This window comes from Catellatospora coxensis, from assembly GCF_016862635.1.
GTDB classification, from domain to species: domain Bacteria; phylum Actinomycetota; class Actinomycetes; order Mycobacteriales; family Micromonosporaceae; genus Catellatospora; species Catellatospora coxensis.
The window spans coordinates 1-23,511 of the sequence record NZ_BONI01000075.1; the positions used below are offsets into that span (position 1 = coordinate 1).

20 protein-coding genes are annotated in these 23,511 nt (G+C 70.7%); 10 read left to right on the forward strand and 10 right to left on the reverse strand.

The window, feature by feature from the left end:
• The first annotated feature begins 133 nt into the window (after nucleotides 1–133).
• Nucleotides 134–385 carry a hypothetical protein gene (locus Cco03nite_RS32835; protein ID WP_203697434.1) on the forward strand — a complete coding sequence of 84 codons (252 nt, stop codon included), beginning with the start codon at nucleotides 134–136 and terminating at the stop codon, nucleotides 383–385.
• Entirely contained in the window at nucleotides 382–885 is a 504-nt protein-coding gene (locus Cco03nite_RS32840; protein ID WP_203697436.1) for a PIN domain-containing protein, read from the forward strand. Before Cco03nite_RS32835 ends, Cco03nite_RS32840 begins: the two co-directional genes overlap by 4 nt.
• Before the next feature lie 77 nt (nucleotides 886–962).
• On the opposite strand, the gene Cco03nite_RS32845 is transcribed toward Cco03nite_RS32840, so the two are convergent.
• The 5 genes from Cco03nite_RS32845 to Cco03nite_RS32865 all read right to left on the reverse strand — a co-directional run bounded on the left by Cco03nite_RS32845 (nucleotide 963) and on the right by Cco03nite_RS32865 (nucleotide 5,933).
• A complete protein-coding gene (locus tag Cco03nite_RS32845) occupies nucleotides 963–1,532 on the reverse strand; it encodes a hypothetical protein (protein WP_203697438.1) in 570 nt (189 codons plus the stop codon).
• Between the two features lie 3 nt (nucleotides 1,533–1,535).
• Entirely contained in the window at nucleotides 1,536–2,369 is an 834-nt protein-coding gene (locus tag Cco03nite_RS32850) for a carbohydrate ABC transporter permease (RefSeq protein ID WP_203697440.1), read from the reverse strand.
• Nucleotides 2,369–3,355 carry a carbohydrate ABC transporter permease gene (locus Cco03nite_RS32855; protein ID WP_373314384.1) on the reverse strand — a complete coding sequence of 329 codons (987 nt, stop codon included), beginning with the start codon at nucleotides 3,353–3,355 and terminating at the stop codon, nucleotides 2,369–2,371. Before Cco03nite_RS32855 ends, Cco03nite_RS32850 begins: the two co-directional genes overlap by 1 nt.
• A gap of 161 nt (nucleotides 3,356–3,516) precedes the next feature.
• Complete coding sequence (locus Cco03nite_RS32860; protein WP_239167853.1) at nucleotides 3,517–4,812, reverse strand: ABC transporter substrate-binding protein; 1,296 nt, start codon at nucleotides 4,810–4,812, stop codon at nucleotides 3,517–3,519.
• Nucleotides 4,813–4,886: 74 nt separating this feature from the next.
• The gene (locus Cco03nite_RS32865; RefSeq protein ID WP_203697444.1) at nucleotides 4,887–5,933 is read right to left on the reverse strand and encodes a LacI family DNA-binding transcriptional regulator; all 1,047 of its coding nucleotides are present in this window, start codon (nucleotides 5,931–5,933) and stop codon (nucleotides 4,887–4,889) included.
• Nucleotides 5,934–6,180: 247 nt separating this feature from the next.
• Here Cco03nite_RS32865 and Cco03nite_RS32870 point away from each other — a divergent pair, with 247 nt between their 5' ends.
• The 8 genes from Cco03nite_RS32870 (at nucleotide 6,181) to Cco03nite_RS32905 (ending at nucleotide 17,930) form a co-directional block, all read left to right on the forward strand.
• Nucleotides 6,181–7,494, forward strand: coding sequence for a Gfo/Idh/MocA family protein (locus Cco03nite_RS32870; RefSeq protein ID WP_203697446.1), 1,314 nt, complete (start codon nucleotides 6,181–6,183; stop codon nucleotides 7,492–7,494).
• A 4-nt stretch (nucleotides 7,495–7,498) separates the two neighbouring features.
• Nucleotides 7,499–8,956 (forward strand): glucuronate isomerase, encoded by a 1,458-nt coding sequence (gene uxaC, locus Cco03nite_RS32875; protein ID WP_203697453.1) that lies wholly within the window; start codon nucleotides 7,499–7,501, stop codon nucleotides 8,954–8,956.
• Nucleotides 8,953–10,233 carry an enolase C-terminal domain-like protein gene (locus Cco03nite_RS32880; protein WP_203697455.1) on the forward strand — a complete coding sequence of 427 codons (1,281 nt, stop codon included), beginning with the start codon at nucleotides 8,953–8,955 and terminating at the stop codon, nucleotides 10,231–10,233. The genes uxaC and Cco03nite_RS32880 overlap by 4 nt, the downstream gene beginning before the upstream one ends.
• On the forward strand, nucleotides 10,224–11,588 hold the full coding sequence (locus tag Cco03nite_RS32885) for a mannitol dehydrogenase family protein (protein WP_203697457.1): 1,365 nt from the start codon (nucleotides 10,224–10,226) through the stop codon (nucleotides 11,586–11,588). Before Cco03nite_RS32880 ends, Cco03nite_RS32885 begins: the two co-directional genes overlap by 10 nt.
• A gap of 124 nt (nucleotides 11,589–11,712) precedes the next feature.
• A complete protein-coding gene (locus Cco03nite_RS32890) occupies nucleotides 11,713–12,828 on the forward strand; it encodes a Gfo/Idh/MocA family protein (protein ID WP_203697459.1) in 1,116 nt (371 codons plus the stop codon).
• Between the two features lie 178 nt (nucleotides 12,829–13,006).
• Nucleotides 13,007–14,362: a pectate lyase family protein gene (locus Cco03nite_RS32895; protein WP_203697461.1), complete on the forward strand. Its 1,356-nt coding sequence runs from the start codon at nucleotides 13,007–13,009 to the stop codon at nucleotides 14,360–14,362.
• 158 nt (nucleotides 14,363–14,520) lie between these two features.
• Nucleotides 14,521–16,167: a pectate lyase family protein gene (locus Cco03nite_RS32900; RefSeq protein ID WP_239167854.1), complete on the forward strand. Its 1,647-nt coding sequence runs from the start codon at nucleotides 14,521–14,523 to the stop codon at nucleotides 16,165–16,167.
• Nucleotides 16,168–16,343: 176 nt separating this feature from the next.
• The gene (locus Cco03nite_RS32905; protein ID WP_203697463.1) at nucleotides 16,344–17,930 is read left to right on the forward strand and encodes a pectate lyase family protein; all 1,587 of its coding nucleotides are present in this window, start codon (nucleotides 16,344–16,346) and stop codon (nucleotides 17,928–17,930) included.
• Nucleotides 17,931–18,026: 96 nt separating this feature from the next.
• Here Cco03nite_RS32905 and Cco03nite_RS32910 read toward each other — a convergent pair whose 3' ends face one another.
• The 5 genes from Cco03nite_RS32910 to Cco03nite_RS32930 all read right to left on the reverse strand — a co-directional run bounded on the left by Cco03nite_RS32910 (nucleotide 18,027) and on the right by Cco03nite_RS32930 (nucleotide 23,324).
• A complete protein-coding gene (locus Cco03nite_RS32910; protein WP_203697465.1) occupies nucleotides 18,027–18,503 on the reverse strand; it encodes a hypothetical protein in 477 nt (158 codons plus the stop codon).
• Nucleotides 18,504–18,523: 20 nt separating this feature from the next.
• Nucleotides 18,524–19,654, reverse strand: a complete 1,131-nt coding sequence (locus tag Cco03nite_RS32915) for a hypothetical protein (protein ID WP_203697467.1) — start codon at nucleotides 19,652–19,654, stop codon at nucleotides 18,524–18,526.
• Nucleotides 19,651–19,971 carry a type VII secretion target gene (locus Cco03nite_RS32920; RefSeq protein WP_203697469.1) on the reverse strand — a complete coding sequence of 107 codons (321 nt, stop codon included), beginning with the start codon at nucleotides 19,969–19,971 and terminating at the stop codon, nucleotides 19,651–19,653. Before Cco03nite_RS32920 ends, Cco03nite_RS32915 begins: the two co-directional genes overlap by 4 nt.
• Complete coding sequence (locus tag Cco03nite_RS32925) at nucleotides 19,961–20,281, reverse strand: YbaB/EbfC family nucleoid-associated protein (protein WP_203697471.1); 321 nt, start codon at nucleotides 20,279–20,281, stop codon at nucleotides 19,961–19,963. Before Cco03nite_RS32925 ends, Cco03nite_RS32920 begins: the two co-directional genes overlap by 11 nt.
• A gap of 169 nt (nucleotides 20,282–20,450) precedes the next feature.
• Nucleotides 20,451–23,324: a glycoside hydrolase family 9 protein gene (locus tag Cco03nite_RS32930; protein WP_373314385.1), complete on the reverse strand. Its 2,874-nt coding sequence runs from the start codon at nucleotides 23,322–23,324 to the stop codon at nucleotides 20,451–20,453.
• Between the last annotated feature and the right edge of the window lie 187 nt (nucleotides 23,325–23,511).

The following is a 23,511-nucleotide window of genomic DNA, read 5'->3' on the forward strand; positions in this document are numbered from 1 at the left end:
TGGCGGGCGCCCGAGGCGCCCGCCACATCACGTTGCATGTGCTCTTGCCTGCCGGTGCAGCTGAGGCGCTTCTCGAATGCAACGCAGGTGCATAGCCTGGTATCGTTCGAGGTATCAAGAGCGAGGTGAGGCGATGGGCACGACGACAGTCGGGTTCGCGGTGGCGGACGAGGACCGGGAGAAGCTCGACGAGCTGGTTCGGTATTTCGGGAACGGCAACCGTTCGGCATACCTGCGCGCGACTTTGAAGATCATGGAGTCGGTCAAGCTCGCCGAGCAGTGGCGCGAACTGCAGGCCTACGGACAGCAGCGACTGGCCGAGCAGAACCTCGGCGTCGAGGACGTCGCCGAGATCACCAGGCGGGTGCTGAAGGACCGCGAGTGATCACCCCGGTGTACGTCGTCTTCGACGTCAACGTCCTGGTGGGCGCGGCTGCCGGCGGCAACAGCCCGTTCCGGTCCTGGCCGTCGCCCCCTCCCACGTCCGGCAACCCATACGCGGACTGCATGGGCATCGTCGTGGACGCCCAGGAGTTCGGGTTGTGGCTGTCGCCGCACCTGCTGCGCAACGCGGCCAGGGTGCTCACCGAGGGCTTCAAGTGGGCACCGGAGCAGGTCGAACTGTTCCTGTCAGTGCTTGTACAGACAGCGGAGCACAGCGGCGGTGGCGTGGTCGACCCGCCGCAGACGGTGTCGGACTGCGCCGACTGGGAGGACAACCGGATCCTCGACCTGGCGGCCGAGGTCGGTGCTCTCCTGATCGTCTCCGAGGACACGGACCTCACCAGCATGTCGCCATGGCGTGGCACGCCGATGCTTCGGCCGAAGGAGTTCGCGGCGAAGGTCGACGGAATGCGACGCCACGCGCGGCGCTCCCGCCACTGAGCCACAGGAGATCCGTCGCCACCGACTCGCCCCGACTTTGACCGCTGCGGTTTCGGGGAAACTGCGGGATGGCCGCGTCAGGTGGTGGGAACGCGGCGGGTGATGGTGTGGAGGGCGAAGAGGAGGTAGCCGACCAGGAGCGGGGCGGTGACCGGGAGGACCGAGCCGAGGAGGAAGGCGATGCCGATGACGCCCGCGCAGGTGACTATCAGGGTCGGGCGGGAGAGTGCGGTGCGCAGGGCGCGGCGGTAGGTGTACCCGCGGCCCAGGAAGGGGAGGGCCAGGGCGGCCAGGCCGAGCAGGGCCACCGCCGCGATGGCCGTCACGGCCAGCAGCACGCCGCCGCCGGGGACCAGGCCCTGGTTCAGCCAGAAGATGTTGAGGGTGAGCAGCAGCAGCGCGCCCAGCAGGACGATCGTGGCCAGCGCGCCGGGCAGCAGCCGGCGGCCGAAGGAGCGGAGCAGGTCGCGCGGGCCGGGCCAGTGGCCGTCGGTGAAGCGCAGGTGCACGGCCTCGGCGCCGACGGCGAGGGCGGCGCCGGTCGTCACGACCGGCACCGCCGCGACGGTCACCACGATGCCGACCAGGGCGAGGTCGGCGGCGTCACGCAGGGTGTCGCGCCAGTCCGTGGTGGTCGTCGCCGTCATGTCTCAGCCCTTCAGTCCGCTGGTGTTGATGCCCTGGACCAGGAAGCGCTGGAAGCCCAGGAAGAACAGGAACACCGGAAGCAGGGAGAGTACCGACATGGCCAGCATCGGGCCGATGGAGGTCTGGCCGCTGGAGTCGATGAACAGGCGCAGCGCCACCGGCACGGTGTAGCTGGGCACGCTGGGCAGGTAGACCAGCTGGGTGAAGAAGTCGTTCCAGGTCCAGATGAAGGAGAAGATCGCCGTCGTGATCAGGGCAGGCCGCGACAGCGGGAGGATGACGTGCCAGAACGTGCGGTACGGGTCACAACCGTCGATCTTGGCGGCGTCGTCGAGTTCGCGGGGGATGCCCCGCATGAACTGGACCATGAGGAAGATGAAGAACGCCTCGGTGGCCAGCAGCTTCGGCAGGATCAGCGGCAGCGGGGTGTCGATCCACCCGAATTCGCTGAACAGCACGTACTGCGGGACGATCAGGACGTGGCCGGGCAGCAGCAGCGTCGCGATCATGAGGGCGAAGTAGCCCTTGCGTCCCCAGAACCGCAGCCGGGCGAAGGCGTACGCGGTGACCAGGCAGGACGCCGCGTTCGCCACGACCGTGGCCAGCGAGATCAGCAGGCTGTTGCCGAAGAACCGGGCGAAGCTGACGCCGGGGATGTAGCTCCAGCCGTCGGAGTAGTTCGACCAGGTCAGTTCCTCGGGCCAGACGGAGAGGTTGCTGGTCACCTCGGTGGGCGACTTCAGCGACGAGCCCAGCACCCAGATCAGCGGGTAGAGCACGATCGCCAGCACGCCGAGCAGGGCCAGCACCCGCACCCAGCCACGTACGCGGGCCATCAGTTCTCTCCGTCCGAGTAGTGCACCCAGAACTTGCCGGTGCTGAAGAAGACGATCGTGATCAGGCCGATCGCCGCCAGGAAGATCCAGGCCAGCGCGCTGGCGTAGCCCATCTCGAAGTCGGTGAAGGCCTTGTCGTAGATGTGCAGGGTGTAGAGCTTGGTCGCGCCCAGCGGACCGCCGGTGCCGTTGCTGATGACGAACGCCGAGGTGAAGCCCTGGAAGCCGTTGATGGTCTCCAGCAGCAGGTTGAAGAAGATGACCGGCGACAGCATCGGCAGCGTGATGTGGAAGAACTGCTTGTACTTGCTGGCCCCGTCGACCTGCGCGGCCTCGTAGAGCTCGGTGGGCACCTGCTTGAGGCCCGCCAGGAAGATGACCATCGGTGCGCCGAACTGCCAGATGGTGAGCACCATCAGGGTGGCCAGCGCCCAGTCCGGGTCGTTGATCCAGTTCTTGCCCTCGATGCCGAAGATGCTCAGGCCGGCGTTGAACGCGCCCTCGCCGTTGAACATGGCGACCCAGACCAGGGCCAGCGCGACCGAGCCGCCGAGCAGCGACGGCAGGTAGAACATGCTGCGGAACAGGCCGACACCGCGGCGTTCCCGGTTGAGCAGCAGGGCCACGCCGAGCGAGGCGACCAGCTTCAGCGGGATCGCGATCAGGCCGAAGGTGAGGGTGACCCGCACCGACTGCCAGAAGGTCGGGTCGAGGGTGAAGATCTTCTCGTAGTTGTCGAAGCCGACCCACTCCACGAACTCCCAGCTCGACAGCACGTCGTAGTTGGTGAAGCTGAGGTAGAGCGAGAGCAGCATCGGGAACGCGGTGATCGCCATCAGGCCGATCAGCCACGGGGAGAGGAAGACGTAGCCCGCCAGGCCCTCGGAGCGGCGGGCGGCGTAGTTCTTCTTGCGCCGGCCGCGCGCCGGCGGCGGCGTTGCCGCCGGGACCGGGAGGGCCGGTCGGGAGGCCGTGGTGAGTGCCACGCGCGGTCCCCTTCCAGGAACGAGATCTGCGAACTGCGGAAATGGAACGGGCCCGGCCCCGGCTCGGGATCGGCCGGGCCGGGCCCGTGTCCGCCGGTGGGTGATCCCGGCGGCCCGCCTGTACCACGGGCCGCCGGGGGAGGAGTCCCACCAGCGTCAGGTCACGCCAGAGCGGCGGCGGCCTCGGTGAAGAACTGCTTGGCCGCGGCCTCGGGGGTCGCCTTGCCGTAGGAAACGGTCTCGGCGATGTCGCGCAGCGTGTTGCGCAGGCCGCTGTGGCCCTTCGGCGGCGGCGCGGGGGCCGGGCCGAACTTCGGCGTGATCTCGTTCTCGAAGGCGACGGTGTCCTTCATCTTCTGGTCGGTCAGCGCGTCGGAGACGGCCTTGCGCACGTCGAGGTTGTTCGGCAGGCCCCGGTCCACGCCCAGGATCTTGCCGGCCTCCACGTCGTTGACCAGGAAGTTGATGATGTCGGCCACCACGTCGGGAGCCTTGGTAGTGCGCGAGGCCGCCCAGTACGTCGACGCGCGCGCCCACTGGCCCTTCGGGTCACCCGGGTACGCCGTCATGCCGAGGTCGTTCTTCGTGGCCTTCTGCATCTCGGAGAGCTGGTTGGACCACATGAAGGACACGGCGGCCTTCTTGGTGACCACGAGCTGGGTGGCGACGCTGCCGGTGACGGCCTCGTGGCAGACGTCGGCGGGCGGGGTCGCGCCCTTGGTCCGGGCGTCCACCCACAGCTGGAACCACGCGACCAGGTCCGCCTCGCTGAAGGCGATCTTGGGGCCGTCGTAGAACTCCTTGCCCTGGGCGCGCAGCCACAGCCACAGCGCCTTGTAGTCCGAGCTCGGGTCCATCAGGCCCCAGTACTTGCCGCCCGCCTTGGTGGTGACGCCGGCGCCCCAGGTGATCATCTGGTCGTACGTCCAGCCGATCTGCGGCACCTCGATGCCCAGCTCGGTCAGCTTCGTCTTGTCGTAGATGATCGCCGGGGTGTTCTCGCCGGTGGCGATGGCCACCTGCTTGCCGCCGAGCTGCCCGTACTTGGTGAGGCTCTCGGGGTGCTTGGACACGTCGATCTTCTTGTTCGCCGTGTACTTGGACAGGTCCAGGGTGACGTTGCGGCCGGCGTACTCGGCCAGGCCGTTGTCGTCGATCTGGAAGATGTCCGGCGCGTTGCCGCCGGCGGAGATGGTGGCCAGCTTGTCGTAGTAGCCGGTGAACGCCTGCCAGGTGGGCGTGATCGTGACGTTGGGGTGCTTGCTCGTGTAGAGCTTCAGCGCCTCCTCGGTCAGCTTGGCGCGGGCCTCGCCGCCCCACCAGAAGAAGGCGACGGTGACCGGGGCGTTCGGGTCGACCGCGGGCTCCTCCTCGCCGCCGCAGGCGGCCAGCAGGCCGGCCGCGGGCACGGCGATGGCCGTTCCGGCGAGTAGACGCAGCAGATGGCGGCGATTCAAGCCACCCGCCGGCAGGCTACCGTGGTGCTGCGTCGGCTCGTCGGCCGGCGCGGGTGTCGCTGGGTGCATAGCTTTCACTCCCTGCTCTCGGAAGCGACACCGTCAACGGGCGGTTGCTGCCGCCTGCCCGGGCCCGCAGTGCGATGCGGGCCCGGGCCTGACGAGTCGCGGATGACCAACTCGGTCTGGAGCGTTACCAGTGCGGTGGTGCGGCGGTCGTCGCCATGCTGGAGCAGCATGTCGACGGCCGCCCGTCCGGCGGCCGCCGTGGGGGTGGCCACCGTCGTCAACATGGGGCGGGTGCGGCGGCTCAGCGCGGTGTCGTCTATCCCGACGACGCTGATCTGGTCCGGCACCTTGACCCCGCGGTGGTCGAGCGCGTCGATCAGGCCGACGGCCATGAGGTCGTTGTACGCGAGCACGGCGCTGACGCCGGCCCGCAGCACGGCCTCGGCCTGGGCCGACCCGCTCTCCTCGGTGGGCGCGTTGGGTCCGAGGACCACCAGTTCGGCCCCGGCGGTGCGGGCGGCGAGGGTGGCCGCGCGGCGGATCTCGCGGTTGGTCCAGGACCCGCGCGGGCCGCCCAGCAGGGCGATCTCGCGGTGGCCCAGGCTCACCAGGTGCTCGACCGCGAGCCGGGCGCCCTGCGCGACGTCCATCACGACCGCGGGCAGGCCGGGGACCGGCCTGTTGACCACGACCAGCGGGACCTCGCGGGACAGCTGCTCGATCTGTGTGTTGCTCATGCGAGGGCTGCACAGCAGCACCCCGTCGACCTGCTTGGCGAGCGCGAGCACCAGCTCCTCCTCGACACCGGCGTCCTCGTTGGTGTCGGCGACGAAGACGTGGTAGTCGCGGCCCCGGGCGTGGCTCTCCGCCGCCTTGATGAGCGGCGGGAAGAACGGGTTGGCGATGTCCGCCACGATCAGCCCGATGTTGTGCGTGCGCCCGGTGATCAGCGCGCGGGCGGCGCGGTTGGGCCGGTAGCCCAGCTCCTCCGCCGCGGCGAGCACGTGTGCCCGGGTCTCGGCGTTCACCAACTGCGGTGCGCTGAACGCGCGGGACACGGTGGAGACGTGCACGCCACTGGCCTTGGCGACATCGCGGATAGTGGCCGGCACCTGCACTCCTTTGTGTACACGCGATCCTGAGACGGCTATCACGGTGGTGACCCATTAATGCAAACGGTTGCGACCGTGTCAACGGTCGAAGATGTCGATCTGGTTTCGACAGTGGACCTTGGCGGTGCCGGTAGCCGGAAAATTCCGGACAATCAAGGCGGATTCTGGGCCAGCCATTGACGCGATAGGACCGCGATGGTTAGTTCTGCTGCAAACGTTTGTAGTCGCATGAGGCCCAGGAGGCCGGATGACCACGCGGTACGCGATCGTGGGGACCGGGGCTCGAGCGCAGATGTTCGCCCAGGCCCTCACCAGGCACGGCGAACTCGTCGCACTCGCCGACGTCAACCCCGCCCGGATCGCCGCCCAGCAGCGCCGCCTGCAGGCGGCGGGCGCCCCGCCCGCCACGGCCTACGACGCCGGCGACGTGCCGGCGATGCTGCGGAAGGAACGCGTCGACACCCTCGTGGTGTGCAGCGTCGACGCCACGCACGACGAGTACATCGTCGCGGCGCTGGACGCGGGGTGCTCCGTGGTGACGGAGAAGCCGATGACCGTGGACGTGCCCAAGTGCCGGCGCATCCTGGAGGCGGTGCGGCGCAACGACGGCAAGGTCGGGGTCGCCTTCAACTACCGCTTCCACCCGGTGCACGAGCAGGTCAAGACGCTGCTGGCCGAGGGCGCGATCGGCGAGATCGGCTCGGTGCACTTCGAGTGGCTGCTCGACGTGCGCCACGGCGCGGACTACTTCCGCCGCTGGCACCGCGACCGGGCCAACTCCGGCGGCCTGCTGGTGCACAAGGCCACCCACCATTTCGACCTGGTCAACTGGTGGCTGAACAGCACGCCGGTGCGGGTCACCGCCGAGGGCCGGCTGTTCCTGTACGGCGAGAACGGCGCCCGCCACGGCTACGCCCGCGACTACGCCCGCGCCCACGGCGCGCAGGCCGCCCAGGGTGACCCGTTCGCGCTGCACCTGGCCGACAACCCGAACCTGGCCGAGCTCTACCTGGATGCCGAGTCCCACGACGGGTACCACCGGGACGTGAACGTGTTCGCGCCCGGCACCGACATCGAGGACGACATGGCGGTCCTGGTCCGCTATGCCAGCGGCGCGACCATGTCGTACCACCTCACGGCGTACTCGCCCTGGGAGGGTTACCGGATCGCCTTCAACGGCAGCCGGGGCCGCCTGGAGCTGGACATCGTCGAGTCCGACCACGTCGCGCCCGGGGTGGCCGGCGCGGTCAAGGGCCACTCGGCCGCGCTGCACGGCGTCGAGGCGGCCGCCGAGTCCGGCAGCGTCTCGCTGCGGCTGCGCCGGTACTGGGAGCCGCCGGTCGAGGTGCCGGTGGCGGCGTACGACCGGCAGGGCCACGGCGGCGCGGACGTACGCATGACCGGGGTGCTCTTCGGCGGCGACGCCGACCCGCTGCACCGGTCCGCGACGGCGCTCGACGGCGCGCGCTCGCTGCTGACCGGCCTGGCCGCGAACGCGTCGATCGCCTCCGGGCGCAGCGTGGACGTGGCGGAACTGCTCGACATCTCGGAATGGGAGTGACCACGTGGACGACCTGCTGTTCCCGGCGGAGGCGCGCACCCGGGCGATCGCCCGGGAGCTCTACACGCATGCGCGGAACCTGCCGCTGATCAGCCCGCACGGCCACGTCGACCCCGGCATCCTGGCCGAGGACGCGCCGTTCCCGGACCCGGCCCGGCTCATCATCGTGCCCGACCACTACGTGACGCGCATGCTGCTCAGCCAGGGCGTCACGCCCGACCGGCTGGGCGTGCCGCGCATCGACGGCGGCCCGGTGGAGACCGATCCGCGGGTCATCTGGCGCACGTTCGCCCAGCACTGGCACCTGTTCCGGGGCACGCCGTCGCGGCTGTGGCTGGAGCAGACGTTCAAGACCGTGTTCGACATCGAGACCCCGTTCGGGCCGTCGACCGCCGACCGGGTGTACGACGAGCTGGCCGCGCGCCTGGAGCAGCCGGAATACCGGCCCCGGGCGCTGTTCGGCAAGTTCAACCTGGAGGTGCTGGCCACCACCGAGTCGCCGCTGGACGACCTGTCCCGCCATGCCAAGCTGGCCGCGGACGGCTGGGGCGGCCCCGGCGGGCGCGTGATCACCACGTTCCGCCCGGACGACCTGGTGGACATGGACTGGCCCGGCTGGGCCGCGCGGGTGGCGAAGCTCGGCGACATGACCGGCCACGACACCACCACCTACGAAGGTTTCCTGGCCGCGCTGGCGCAGCGGCGGCTGGACTTCATCGCCGCGGGGGCGACCTGCTCCGACCACGGGCACCCGACCGCGGCCACCGGCGGCCTGACCGCCGACGAGGCCAAGCTGCTGTTCGAGCGTGCCCTGCACGACGGGTTGGCGGCGACGCCCGACGGCACGCCGATCATCCCCGGGCCGCCCGCCACCCCCGCGGAGGCCGAGGCGTTCCGGGCGCACATGCTGATCGAGTTCGCCCGGATGTCGGTCGACGACGGGCTGGTCATGCAGCTGCACCCGGGTTCGTCGCGCAACCACAACGCGGCGCTGTTCCGCACGCACGGGCGCGACGTGGGCGGGGACATCCCGGTGGCCACCGAGTACACCAACGCGCTGCGCCCGCTGCTGGACGAGTTCGGGCACGACCCGAGGTTCCGGGTCGTCGTCTACACGCTGGACGAGTACACCTTCACCCGCGAGCTGGCCCCGCTGGCCGGCGGCTACCCGGCGATGTTCGTCGGCGCGCCGTGGTGGTTCCTCGACGCGCCGGAGGCGCTGCGCCGCTGGCGGGAGGCGGTCACCGAGACCGCGGGCTTCTACAACACGGCCGGGTTCGTCGACGACACCCGTGCCTACTGCTCCATCCCGGTGCGCCACGACGTGGCCCGCCGGGTGGACGCGGGCTGGCTCGCGCGCCTGGTCGCCGAGCACCGCCTGGGCCTCGACGAGGCCGCCGAGACCATCGCCGACCTGGCATACCACCTGCCCAAGAAGATCTTCCGAGTAGGACAGTCATGAAAATCATCGACGCCAAGGTGCACGACGTACGCTTCCCGACCGCCGCCGCGGGCGACGGCTCGGACGCGATCAACCGCGGGGACTACAGCGCCGCGTACGTCGAGCTGCACACCGAGTCCGGCCTGTTCGGCGCGGGCTTCACCTTCACCAACGGGCGAGGCAACGAGATCGCCTGCGCGGCGATCGAGGCGCTGTCCCACCACGTCGTCGGCAGGACGCTGGAGGAGATCTTCGCCGAGCCGGTGGCGTTCTGGCGCTCGCTGAGCGCCGACGTGCAGCTGCGCTGGCTGGGCCCGGAGAAGGGCGTCATCCACATGGCGACCGGCGCCCTGGTCAACGCGGTGTGGGACCTGCGGGCCAAGGCGGAGGGCAAGCCGATGTGGCGGCTGCTGGCCGAGATGCCGGCCGAGGAGCTGGTGAACAGCGTCGACTTCCACCACATCACCGACGCGATCACCCGCGAGGAGGCGCTGGAGCTGCTGCGGGTCGACGACGGGTACGCCGAGCGGCTGGCCGTGCTGGAGCGCGACGGCTTCCCGTCGTACACCACGTCGGTGGGCTGGCTGGGCTACCCCGACGAGCAGGTGCGCGAGCTGACGCGGGCGGCGTACGCCCAGGGGTGGCGGGCGATGAAGATGAAGGTCGGCGGGCCGATCGAGGACGACATCCGCCGTGCCCGGCTGATCCGCGAGGAGATCGGCCCCGACGCGCTGCTGATGATGGACGCGAACCAGGTCTGGGACGTCGACGAGGCGATCGCCAACATGGCGGTGCTGGCCGAGGTGAACCCGTACTGGATCGAGGAGCCGACGCACGCCGACGACGTGCTCGGCCACGCGGCCGTGTCCCGGGCGGTGCGCCCGATCCGGGTCGCGACCGGTGAGGTCGCCGCGAACCGGGTCATCTTCAAGCAGCTCATGCAGGCCGACGCGATCCAGGTCTGCCAGATCGACGCGTGCCGGGTCGGCGGCGTCAACGAGGTGCTGTCGATCCTGCTGATGGCGGCGAAGTTCGGCGTGCCGGTGTGCCCGCACGCGGGCGGCGTCGGGCTGTGCGAGTACGTCCAGCACCTGTCGGTCTTCGACTACCTGCGGCTCGGGCGCTCGCTCGACGGGCGCATGGTGGAGTACGTCGCGCACCTGCACGAGCACTTCGAGGACCCGATCACCGTGGTCGACGGCCGTTACCGGCTGCCGAGCAAGCCCGGCTACTCGGTCACCTTCAAGCCGGAGTCGATCGCCGAGTTCTCGTTCCCGGACGGCCCGACATGGCGATGACGGTCCCCGCGACCAGGCTGGGCCGGGCCACACTGTCCCGGCTGCCCGCCGAATGCCGCCCGGCGGTGCGGCCCGGCGAGGCGAAGGCCGGCGTGCTGCACCTGGGCCTGGGCGCGTTCTTCCGTGCTCACCAGGCCGTTTACATCGAGGCGGCGATGGCCGCGCGCGGCGGCGACTGGGGCATCGTGGCGGTCGCGCCGCGCTCGCGGGACGTGCTGGAGGCGCTGCGGGCGCAGGACCACCTGTACAGCATCGTGACGCTCGACGCGTCGGCCGAGCGCACCCGCGTGCTGGGCGCGCTGACCGGCACGGTGCACGCCGCGAGCGACCCGGAGGCCGTGGTGGCGCAGCTGGCCGACCCGGCGATCCGGGTGGTGACGCTGACGGTGACCGAGAAGGCGTACGCCCCGGACGCGGCGGTGCCGCGCCTGCTGATCGACGGCCTGGTCGCCCGCGCCCGCGCGGACAGCGGCCCGATCACCGTGCTCAGCTGCGACAACCTCCCGTCGAACGGCGTCGTGCTGGGCAACCTGCTGGCCAGGATGATCCCCGACGCGCAGCGTGACTGGTTCTCCAGCTCGGTGCGCTGCCCGTCGAGCATGGTGGACCGGATCGTGCCCGCCACCACGGCCGCCACCCTGGCCGCCGCCGAGCGCTGCCTCGGGGCCCGGGACCTGGCCGCGGTGGCCGGGGAGCCGTTCCACCAGTGGGTCATCGAGGACTCCTTCGCCGGAGCGCATCCCGACTGGGCGGCGGCGGGCGCGGTGCTCACCGGCGACGTCACCCCCTGGGAGCACCTCAAACTGCGCGGCCTCAACGGCGTGCACAGCGCGCTGGCATACCTGGGCGCACTGGCCGGCTGCGAGAGCATCGCCGACGCGCTGGCCCTGCCCGGCATGACCGACCTGCTCCGCCGCTACATCGCCACCGAGGTCGGGGCCTCGATGACGCCTCCCGACGGGGTGACGGTCGTCGACTACGGCGACGCGGCACTGGAGCGCTTCGCCAACGCCCGGCTCGGCCACCGCTGCCTCCAGGTCGCCATGGACGGCACCCAGAAGCTGACCCAGCGGGTGCTGTCGGTGCTGAACACGGTCCCCGATCCCGCCCTGGCCACGCTTATCGTCGCCGCCTGGGCCCGCTTCGCCGAGGGCACCGGCGACGCCGGCCAGGCCCTGCCACTGGACGACCCGCGCGCGGCCGAGGTCCGCGCGGACCTCAGCACCGAAGCCCTGTTCGGCCCCGGCGGCGTGCTGGAGGTGCCGAACCCGGCCCACCGCCTCATGATCGAGGCATGGCGTACGGCGCTGGCCGCCCACGGCGCGGCCGACGTGGTCCGGACGGCGGTGCGGTGATGGCGTGCCCGGTCTTCGCGATCTCCCGGCCGGTCCGGCGCGGGCATCGCCCACGGGTCCGTCCCGCGGGCCGTGCGCAGCGTGGGGACCGGGCCGCCCGGACGGCCACTCGAAGGAGGACGGCATGACAGCCACGTCGGTGGCGCTGATCGGGGCCAACGGGCACGGGCTGCACCACCGGGAGCAGCTCGCCGAGCACGAGCGGCGGGGGCTGGTCCGGCTGGTCGCGCTCGCCGACACGCAGCCGGTGACGGACCCGCCGGACGGGGTGCCGGTCTACGCCGATCACCTGGCGCTGCTCGCCGAGACCAAGCCCGAGGTGGTCATCGTGTGCACGCCGCCGCACACGCACCTGGCGCTGACCCGCGACGCGCTGCACGCCGGCGCGGACGTGCTGCTGGAGAAGCCGCCCGTGCTCGACAGGGCTGAGCACGACGCGCTGCTCGCCGAGCAGGACGCGACCGGCCGGGTGGTGCAGGTCGGCTTCCAGTCGCTGGCCTCACCGGCGCTGGTCCGGCTGCGCGAGGCGGTCGCGACGGGCGGGCTGGGCACGGTACGGCAGATCTCGGTGCTCGGCTGCTGGCGGCGCGACGACGCCTACTGGGCACGTTCGCCCTGGTCGGGGCGGCGCACCGTGAACGGCCGGCCGTCGTTGGACGGCGCGCTGGCCAACCCGTTCGCGCACGCGGTGATGCAGGCGCTGGCGGTGCTGGACACGCCGGTGATCCGGGTCGAGGTCGACTGGCTGAAGGTGCGCCCGATCGAGGTCGAGGACACCGCCACGCTGCGCATCACCCTGGCGGGCGGGGTACGCGTGCTGGTCGCGGTGACGCTGGCGGGGGAGGACTTCGTGGACGGTGAACTCACCGTGTACGGCGACCGCGGCTCCGCCGAGCTGACCTTCCGCGAGGACCGGCTGCGCCTGCCCGGCGAACCGGCGGCGCAGCTGGTGGCGGGCCGGTCGACGCTGCTGGAGAACCTGCTGGCGTTCCGCGCGTCGGGCACGCCGCTGCTGTCCGGGCTGGCCCGGACCGCCTCGTTCACCACGGTCATCGAGCAGTTGCGCGCGGCGGCACCGCCCTACCAGGTCGCGCCGGAGGCGCTGGCCGTCGAGGACGGGCACCGGACACTGGTCGGCGTGAACGACGTGCTGCGCCGCTGCGCCACCGAGGGGGCCCTGATGAACGAGCTTTCCACGACGTGGGGTGCAACTGTTCCGGACGGGACTGCAAACGATTGAACAGGCGCGGCAAGGTCGATCTGAATAGTCGCTGGTTCCAGCTATTCCGGTAGCTGGAACAGGGAATACTGTGCAATAAAGGCTGCAACAAAGCTGCATTCATCATCCATTGACTTCACTGTCGTCTCTTCTTATGTTGCCTGATAAGTAACACGTCGGACACATAATGGAGAGCGCGATGCGAAGGCAAGACAATGTGGTCGGTCGCCGGGTCCGGCGGGCCGTCGCCGGATCCGCCCTCGGCGTCCTGTTGCTGCTGACGGGCGCGTCGCCCGCGGTGGCGACCGGTGACCCCAGCGGCCCCGGCTGGTGGGCGCAGCAGCTCGCCCGCCAGCCGCTCGCGGCCAACGACGGCTGGGCCGCCTCCGGCGCCGGCACCACGGGCGGCTCGGCCGCCGACGACGCGCACGTGTTCACGGTGCGCAACCGGGACGAGCTGGCCGCGGCGCTGACCGGCGCGGAGCCGAAGATCGTCTTCGTGGAGGGCGTCATCGACGGACTGAAGACCGCCGACGGCACGGCGCTGACCTGCGCGGACCTCGCCGACCCGGGTTACACGCTGGAGAGCTACCTCGCCGCGTACGACCCGGCGGTCTGGGGCCGCGCCACCGACCCGAGCGGGCCGATCGAGCAGGCCCGGGTGCGCTCGGTGGCCAACCAGCGGGCCCGCACCGAACTCAGGGTCGGCCCGAACACCACGATCCTCGGCCTGGGCGGCGCCACCCTGCGCCACCTCACCCTGATGATCGACGGCGGCAACAACGTGATCGTCCGCAACCTGAACTTCGAGGACGCCGCCGACTGCTTCCCGCGCTGGCGGCCCACCGACGGCGCCGAGGGCAACTGGAACTCCGAGTACGACCTGGTCTCGGTGCGCCGCTCGACGAACGTGTGGATCGACCACAACACCTTCAGCGACGGCGACAACCCGGACTCGAACCAGCCGGTGTACTTCGGCCGCCCGTGGCAGGTGCACGACGGCGCGTGCGACATCACGCACACCTCCGACCTGGTCACCGTGTCGGCGAACGTGTTCACCGACCACGACAAGACCATGCTGATCGGCTCGTCCGACACGGTCGGCCCGGACGTCGGCAAGCTGCGGGTCACCCTGCGGCACAACGTGTTCGACGGGGTCGGCCAGCGCGCGCCGCGCGTGCGGTTCGGGCAGGTGGACGTGTACAACAACACGTTCCGCATCGCCGAGTTCTACGACTACAGCGTCGGCCTGGGCATCCAGTCCGCGGTGTACCTGGAGAACAACCACTTCACGCTGACCGACGGCATCACCGCCGACCGAGTGCTGAAGGACTGGAAGGGCACCGCCGTCACCGAGCGCGGCAGCTTCGGCCGGGTCGGCACCGGCCGTCCGGGGCCGCTGGACCTGCTCGCGGCGTACAACACGGCCCATGACCCGGACTTCGGCTCCGACGCCGGCTGGACGCCCACGCTGCGCGCGTACCAGCCGCTGCCCGGCTGGGCGGTGCCGCTGGCCACGCTGCTCTCCGGCGCCGGAAAGCTCGGCGCCCGCTGACCCGGCGCCCGGCGGCCGGACCCTGCCCGGCCGCCGGGCACCGTAAGCCGCGACGGCTAGGTCCGCCCGCGGCAACAGAGCTCCCGCACCCTGGTGGCGCCCTCCGGCACACCCGTGCCGGACCACCGGGTGCGGTTCCTCCCAAGGAGGTACCGCTCATGTCCATCTCCATGCGCGCGGCTCCACGGCGGCGCAGGCTGGCCGCGGCGTTCGGCGCGGGCCTCACGGCCCTCGTCGTGGCGCTCGGGGCCACCCAGTTCGGCGGGACCGCGTACGCGGCGACGCTGTTCTCGGACGATTTCGAAGACGGCAACTCCACCGGCTGGTCCAAGTCCGGTGGCAGCTGGTCGGTGGTTTCCGACGGCAGCCAGGTGTACCGCCAGACCAGCACCGGGGCCGACGCCAAGGCACAGGCCGGCTCGACCTGGACCGGCCAGTCCGTGTCGGCCCGGGTCAAGCCGATCGCCTTCGGCAGCAGCACCCGCTCGGTCGGCGTGGCCGCCCGGCTGCAGAGCCTGTCCAACTACTACTCGCTGGTGCTGACCGGCTCCGGCACGGCGCAGCTGCGCCGCGTGTCCGGCGGCGGCGTCACCACCCTGGCCACCGCGACCGTCGCGGTCTCGCCCGGCACCTGGTACACGCTGCGGCTGGACGCGTTCGGCTCGGGCCTGACCGGATACGTCAACGGAACCCAGGTGGCCACGGCCACCGACGGCACGTTCACGTCGGGCAAGGTCGGCCTGATGGCGTCGTACGCCAGCGCCTCGTTCGACGACGTCACCGTCACCGACACGGCCGGTCCGGGGCAGCCCAGCCCGTCCGGGTCGGGGCAACCGCCGTCGCCCTCGCCGAGCAGCTCCCCGCCGCCGCCCGGCACCTGCAACACCGGCGGCAGCCCGGTCGGCTTCGCGGCCGTCAACGCCTGGGGCCGCAACGGCACCACCGGCGGCGCGGGCGGCGCGACCATCGAGGTCGACACCGCCGCCGAGCTGATCGCGGCGATCGCGCAGACCGGCCCGCTCAACATCTGCGTCCAGGGCCTGATCACGGTACCGGCGGGCATGTACAACGTCAGCTCGCACAAGTCGATCATCGGGGTCGGCGCGAACTCCGGCATCTCCGGCGGCGGCTTCAACATCGGCCTGCCGATCGACGACGCGATCACCTCCCCGCCCGCGAACGCGGTGCAGAACGTGATCATCCGCAACATGGTGTTCCGCAACGCCAGCGACGACTCGATCAACGTCCAGATGTTCTCGCACCACATCTGGCTCGACCACAACGACCTCGCCCAGGGTTACGACGGTCTGATCGACGTCAAGCGCGGGTCGTCGTACGTGACCATCTCGTGGAACCACACCCACGACCACAGCAAGAACATGCTGCTGGGCCGCGACGACGCCGACGACGTGCAGGACACCGGCCGGCTGAAGGTCAGCTACCACCACAACTGGTTCGACGGGACCCCGCAGCGCAACCCGCGGGTGCGCTACGGCGAGCCGGTGCACATCTACAACAACTACTACTTCCACAACACCGACGTCGGCGTCGCCTGCCAGACCGACGCCGGCTGCGTGGTCGAGGGCAACTACTTCGAGAGCGTCGAGGAGCCCGTCACGAACAGCTACGCCGGTCCGGGCGGTCGCTGCGTGGCCCGCAACAACGTCTACACCGGCAACGAGCCCGGCGCCCCCGACTGCTCCGGCACCGTCGAGGAGCCCAGCGCCTACTACGGCTACACCCTCGACAACCCCGCCGACGTCAAGGCCATCGTGACGGCCGGCGCCGGCACCGGAAAGATCTGATGAAAGGAAGGGCACCTTCACAACGCTCCGCGTTGTAGAAGGTGCCCTTCCTAACTCCGCACCGTGTTCGAGCTGCACAGACAGACCAGCTTGCCGCGGGCGGACCGCGAGCGCGCCGCCGGACGACCGGCTCCCGCACGCGATCCGCCCGCACCGAACCCCGATCCGGAGGAGAGATGACGATCCCGCACCGCCGGCGCACCGCACTGCTCGCCGGCACCATCGCCGCCGCCCTCGCCCTGGCGGTCGGCCTCACCACCGCCGCGTCCGCGGCCACCCTGTTCAGCGACGACTTCGAGGACGGCAACGCCACCGGCTGGAGCAGCTCGGGCGGCAGCTGGTCGGTGGTCACCGACGGCTCCCGCGCCTACCGCCAGAGCAGCACCAGCGCCGACGCGAAGTCCCTGTCCGGCACCGCGACCTGGACCGACTACACGGTCTCGGCACGGGTCAAGCCGATCGCGTTCGGCAACAGCACCCGCGCGGCCGGGATCGCCGCCCGCGCGTCGAGCACGTCCAGCTTCTACTCACTCGTGCTCGTCGGCGCGGGCCGCGCCGAGCTGCGCCGCACCAGCGGCGGCGGGGTGACCGTGCTCGCCCAGGCGGCCACTACGGTGACCCCGGGCGCGTGGCACACGCTCGCGCTGCAGGTCACCGGGAGCACGCTGCGCGGCTCCGTCGACGGCGCCCAGCTCGTGACCGCCACCGACGGCTCCTTCGCCACCGGGCGGATCGGGCTGCTCGGCTCGTACGCCAGCGCCGCCTTCGACGACGTCCAGGTCGTCACGGGCAGCGGCCCCGACCCGTCGCCGTCCTCGCCCGCCTCGCCGCCGGCCTCCCCGACGCCGAGCACCAGCCCGCCGCCCCTGCCCCCACCCGGCCAGGCGGACGGCTACGCCTCCGTCAACGCCCTCGGGCAGAACGGCACGTACGGCGGCGCGGGCGGCCAGACCGTCACCGTCACCAGCGCGGCGCAACTGGCCGACTACGCGGGACGGGCGGAGCCTTTCGTCATCCTGGTCTCCGGCCGGATCTCCGTCAGCGGCATGATCACCGTGGTGGCGAACAAGAGCATCATCGGCGTCGGCTCCACCGCCGAGATCACGGGCGGCGGGCTGCAGATGGGCTCGACCACCCGGCCCGGCAACAACGTCATCGTCCGCAACCTCACCTTCCGCGACGCGTCCGACGACTCGGTCAGCGTGCACAACGCCTCACACCACGTGTGGATCGACCACAACGAGTTCTGGCCGGGCTTCGACGGCTCGGTGGACGTCAAGCGGCAGTCGACCTTCGTCACGGTGTCCTGGAACGTCTTCCACGGCACCGACAAGTCCATGCTGCTCGGGCACTCCGACACGTTCCCCGACGACATCGGGCGCCTGAAGGTGACCTACCACCACAACCTGTTCGACGGGTCGAACCAGCGGCATCCGCGGGTCCGCTTCGGCGAGCCGGTGCACGTGTACAACAACCACTACCGCAACGTCGGCCTGTACGGCGTGGCGTCCACGGAGAACGCGGGAGTGGTGGTGGAGGGCAACTACTTCGAGAACGTGGCGTTCCCGTGCTACTCGACGAACGGCTACGCCGACAGCGCTCCGGGCCGGCTGGTCCAGCGCGCCAACGCGTTCGTCAATTCGGGCCCCTGCGAAGCCAACGGCAGCGTCACCGAGCCGGGAGGCCTCTACGGCTACCAGCTCGACGACGCCGCCACCGTTCCGGCGAAGGTCGCCGCCGGTGCCGGGGTGGGCCGGATCTGAGCATGTCCGACGGCGTCGCCACTGCCTGCTCTCGGGTGGTCCGGCGCGGGGAGGGGCCCGCTGCGACGCATCGTGTCGCAGCAGGCCCCTCCTTTCTCAGTGCTCCCAGGGGATGCGGCGCGGGCGGCGGGACCAGCGCGGGCTGAGCTGTTCGGACTCGAAGCGGGAGGTCCACCGTCGCCGCTCCGCGCCGCCGTCGAACTCGGTCACCGCCTCGAACCTGCGGTCGAGCTCGGCCAGCAGCGAGCCCAGCTCACCCGTCGCCAGCCCCGGCTGCGCGTCCAGGACCGTGCCGAGCGTGTCGCGGTTGGCCAGGTCGTTGAAGTAGAGGTCGATCAGGTAGCCGTCGTCGAGCCGGTCCTGCTCCAGCCGGCGGATCAGGTGCTCCCAGAGCCGGAACCGGTTGCGGACCGCGTACTTCGGCTCTGTCAGGGCGGCGGCGAACCGGGCCGCCATGCCCGCACGCTCGCGCTCCAGCCGCTCGGCGTCCACCCGCTCGATCGACGTACGCTCCGCGGGGGTGAGCCGCGTCCAGGCGGCTTCCGTCGCCGGTGCGTCATCGGCCCAGTTCACTGCCATATGCCGGTGCCCGTTCACTCGTTGAGCTGCTGCAGGTAATAGGCGTAACCGTTGTCGGGCTGCATGAACGTGCCCCGGTCGCCCTCTCTGATGATGATCGTGCCGGTGTCGGCGTCCCACCACACGTAGCGGGGTGTGCCGTTCGGGGTGTCCCGCACCCGGTGGCCCGGGTTCGCCCGCATGACGTCCTCCAGGTGGCCGGCCAGGTCGGCGTCCTCGACGCCGGGGATGCTGCGCTGCCCGGCGTGCTCGGCGATCTTGTCGGCGAGCAGGCCCACGTCACCGGCCTGGCTCGCCGGGTCGGGCGGGCGGGTGAGGCCGCCGAGGTCGCCGGTCGGCGTCACGCCCCGGCCGCCGCGGCCGGGCAGCTCGGGCTGCTGCCGCTTGGCGAACACGATGAAGGTGCCCATGCCGGTGTCGACCTGCTTGATCACCGGAATGAGGTTGCCGAGGCTGCGGACCAGCGCCTTCATGATCCGGGCGATCTTCGCCGCCCAGCGGGCGACCACGGTGCTGACCTGCGCGGCGACCACCGGGGTGGCCAGGCCGAAGGTGAACACCTCCTCGGCGGTCCAGATCGGCAGCCGGGCCAGCAGCGTGGCGATGCACTCGCCGATCAGGTCCCGCACGATGGTGCGCACCGCCTCGACCAGCGAGCTGGACGCCTCGACGATGACGGCCATGCACTCGCCGATCTTGGAGAGCGCGAACAGCATCTCCATGCTGCGCTGGGCGTGCGTGGCGTACGCCGCCGCGGCCTCACCCGTCCAGTCGGGCATGTCGGCGACCGTGCCGCGGCCGTATCCGTCGGCGATCCGCTGGTGTTCGGCGGCGATGTTGCGCCAGCTCTGGGCGTTCGCCCGTAACTGGTCGGGGTCGCCCGCGAGCTGGTCCAGGCACCACGACAGCGGTTCGACGTGCTCCACGACCCAGCCGAACCCGGCCGTGACCAGCATGCCGAACGGGTCGAGCGCCCAGGCGGCACCTTCGACGACCAGGGTCACGCCGCCGAGGGTGCCGTCGATCCAGGAGCCGTTCTCGACGCCGTCGATGAGCATGTCCAGCGACTCGGCGATGCCCACCCCGGAGAACCAGGTCGTGCTGTCGACCCGGTCGGCGACCAGCGAATCCCCGGGCTCGTTCATCGCACGCCCCGCACGGTGGTGTCGGCGGCGGCATCGGTGGCGGCGTAGTTGTCGGCGACCGTGCGCAGCCCGTCGGCGATGGTGTCCATGGTGCGGGAGGTCTGGTCGACGCACTCGACGGCACGGTCGACCAGGCCGTCGAGCAGCCGCGGCAGCCAGGAGTTGAGCAGCCCGTAGGAGCCGGTGTCGTAGCCGACGCGGACGGCCGCCGCGCGGGTCTCGGCGACGCGCTCGACCAGGCGGTCGACTGTCCGGCCGTGGCCGCGGATCTGGTCGGGCAGCGCCTGCAGCGGCGCACCGCCGTCGTCAGGGCGCATCACGCAGTCCCGACTCGTCGATGAGGCGGCTCAGCTCGGCCCGCAGCGCCGACCGGGCGGCGTCGTTGGCCTCGATGACGGTCCGTGACAGCTTCTCCAGCGACCAGGCGCGGACGCGGTCGTCGAGCTTCAGCGTCGTCAGCCGGCCCGTGTGGTCGACGGTCGCGGTCACCGACCCTTCGGCGACCGAGACGGTGGCGGCCAGCTCGCCCTGCCGCTGCGCCAGCTCGCGGGCGCGGGCCGCGCGCGCTTCGATCGCCGCCTGCCAGTCGTCGATGCGCTGGTGCGCCTGCTCCGGATCACCGAACATCGCGGACCTCGGATGTGAGGCATTGATCGGCCGTCACGTGAACCTCCCCTTCCGCCACCGGCACGCTGCTTCGCCAGCCTAGGCCCGGTGCTCCGGCGGAAGAAGTCCGATGAGGATGGAAGGGGCGCTTTCCACAACACATTGTGTTGTGGAAAGCGCCCCTCGTGATTCAGCTGACAGTGCAGGTGGCGCCGTTGACTTTGAAGGCGGTGGGTTCGGGGTTGGCGGTGGTCCAGACCCCGTTGTAACCGATCTGGATCGAGGCGTTCGGAGCCACGGTGGCGTTCCAGGAGAGGTTGGTGGCGGTGACGTTGAGGCCGCTCTGCGACCAGTTGGCGCTGTGACCGCTGCTGACGGCCTGCCCCGACGCGGGGAGGGAATAGGTCAGCGTCCAGCCGTTGATCGCCGTGGTGCCGGTGTTCTTGATGCTGACCTTGGCGGAGAAGCCGCCGGGCCACTGGCTCTCGATCAGGTATGCCACGTCGCAGCTCGCGCCGCCGCCGGTGCCCGAGGTGGCGAACGTGACGGGCGAGGAGGCGGTCGAGGTGTTGCCCGCGCCGTCGACGGCGACGACGTAGTAGGTGTACGACGTCGAGGCGGTCAGGCCGGTGAGCGTGAACGTGTTGGTGGTCGGTGACCCGGCGAGCACGTCGGTGGCGCCCGCTTCGCGGTACACGCGGTAACCGGCCAGGCCGCTGCCGCCGGTGTCGGTGGCGGCGGTCCAGCTCAGCGTCGCCCCGGTCTGCGTGATCGAGGAAGCCGCCGGCGTGCCCGGCTGCGTCGGCGCGGTGGTGTCGTTCGGCGGGGCGGTGGTGCTGAAGGTGACCGGGGAGGAGGCGGTCGAGGTGTTGCCCGCGCCGTCGACGGCGACGACGAAGTAGGTGTACGACGTCGACGCGGTCAGGCCGGTCAGCGTGAAGGTGTTCGTGGCCGGCGACCCGACGAGCACGTCGGTCGCGCCCGCCTCGCGGTACACGCGGTAGCCGGTGAGGCCGCTGCCGCCGGTGTCGGTCGACGCGGTCCAGCTCAGCGTGGCCGAGGTGGCCGTGATCGAGGACGCGGCGGGAGTGCCGGGGGTGCTGGGCGCGACGGTGTCCGGGGTGCCGCCGCCGGGCGGGTCGCCCCAGACCTTCGTGGTGCCGTCGTACAGCGTGATCTTGCTGTTGCGGGCCAGGGTCGCCTGGTAGGACCAGTCGTTGCTGACATCCCAGGTCCCGGCGCTGGTGATCCGGAACTGGACCTCGCGCCGCCAGTCGGACTGCCCGGCCGGGATGATGTTCTGCCCCGCGCACGAGATCGTCACGTAGTACACGTTGCCGCTGTGCTGGGTCGGCCCGGTCGGCGGCGAGCACTGGCTGTACGCCACCGACGTGCTGATCTGGCTCGGTGTGGTCGCCCCGTCGAGCGTGAAGTAGTACCGGAACGAACCGTTGCTCAAAGCCCGCGCCGGCCACGCCGACTTGTTGTAGACGAGCGCCTTGACCTCGGTGAACGTGGTCCCGGTGGTGTTCAGCCCGGACTCGACGTAGAACTCGGCGTCGTCGGGGGTCTCCGCCGGCGGGAAGCTCGCCAGGGGCGTGCCGCCGAACTCGCTGTACATGCGCACCAGCGCGGAGGTGAAGCCGCCGTTGTAGTCGGTGGCGACCTCGTTCATCTGGAAGTTGCCGCGGTCGTCGGTGTACGCGTCGTTGGCCGAGCCGGGCCCGCCGACCAGCGCGCCGTACAGCACGTGCCGGTTGTTCACCGGGCTCTGCAGGCTGTCGGTCCACGAGCCGTGCGCGGTGCGGTGGTGCGGGTTACGGGGCGGGTTGTTCCCGAAACCGTTGACGTAGCTGCGGTTGTTCGGGTTGTCGCCGAGGATGTAGTTGATCTGCCGGGCCGCGAAGTCGTGGTAGCGCGCCTTGCGGGTGGCGTCGCTGATCCAGTCCGAGTACACGAAGGCGACCCAGGCGGTGTTCGCCGAGTAGCGCAGCGAGCCCCACTGCTGCAGCCAGGCCTGACCGCCGGGGGAGTACGTGATGCGCTGGCCGTTGACGCCGACGGTCCAGTAGTCCAGCCACCGGTTGGCGTCGTCGATGTACTGCTGCTTGCCGGTGAGCTTGGCCAGCAGCACGTACGAGCCGTAGGTCTTGTCGTCCCAGTCGTGCGTCCACTTGTAGGAGTGCGTGCTCGACTGCGGCTCGGTGCCCAGATTGGCGTAGTAGGACTCGGCCTTGCTCAGGTAGGCCGCCTCGCCGGTGGCCCGGTGCAGCCAGATCGCGCCCCAGACCAGCTCGTCGTTGAAGCCGCTCCACGAGTTGTAGTAGCTGCTCGCGTCGGTGATGCACTCGCTGTACTTCTTCCGCACCGTGTCGGCGAACGTGTACAGCTGGCGGGCGTGGCTGACCAGGGTGTTCGCGTACGTCGGGTCGGTGGGCCGGAAGACCATCGAGGCCGCGGCCATCGCCGCCGCCGTCTCCGCCGCCAGGTCCGTGCCGCCGCAACTCGCATCGATCTTGTACGCGGGCCGCGCCATCTTCATCACCTCGGCCGGGCCCCACCACTGGTGGTCCGCCCCGCCGTTGCCGACCTGCCCGTAGAGCACGTTGGCCGACGGGTGCGCCTTGATGAAGTAGTCGTTGACGAAGCGCAGGTTGTTCAGCAGCGGGGTGAGCTGCCCGGATGCCGAGTAGGCGGCACGGTACTCGACCGCGCCCCAGGCCAGCATGGTCGCCGTGGCGGCCATCGGGAAGCCGAACTTGACGTGGTCGCCCGCGTCGAACCAGCCGCCGGTGAGGTTCACGCCGACGTCGGATCCGTCGTTCATGGCGGAGTTGCTGCGCCAGGTGACACGGTTCCACGACGGCTTGGGTCCGGCGGCCTGCGCCTCGTAGAAGAACAGGGACTTCTGCAGCGCCTCGCCGTAGTTGTACGGAGCGGCGGCCGCGGCGGGCGCTGCGGCCAGGCCGGTTGCCAGGGAGCTGACGACGAGCACGCCGCAGGCTCCGGCGAACAACCGACGCCACGGGCCCGGAGGGCGGATGCCGTCACTGTAAGTAGGCACTAGGATTCTCCTGTCCGTGGAGCCGCGCGACGCGAGTCGCTGCGGTAGGGCACAGGTGGGGCGGATGTGGGCGCATCCGCCCCACCGCTATCGCAGTTCGCGGTGCGGTGGGTTAGTCAGGGTTTTCCTGTACGTTTCGGTCGACATCGATGGAAGCGCTCCCACCTCTGTCAAGCACGATTTAACC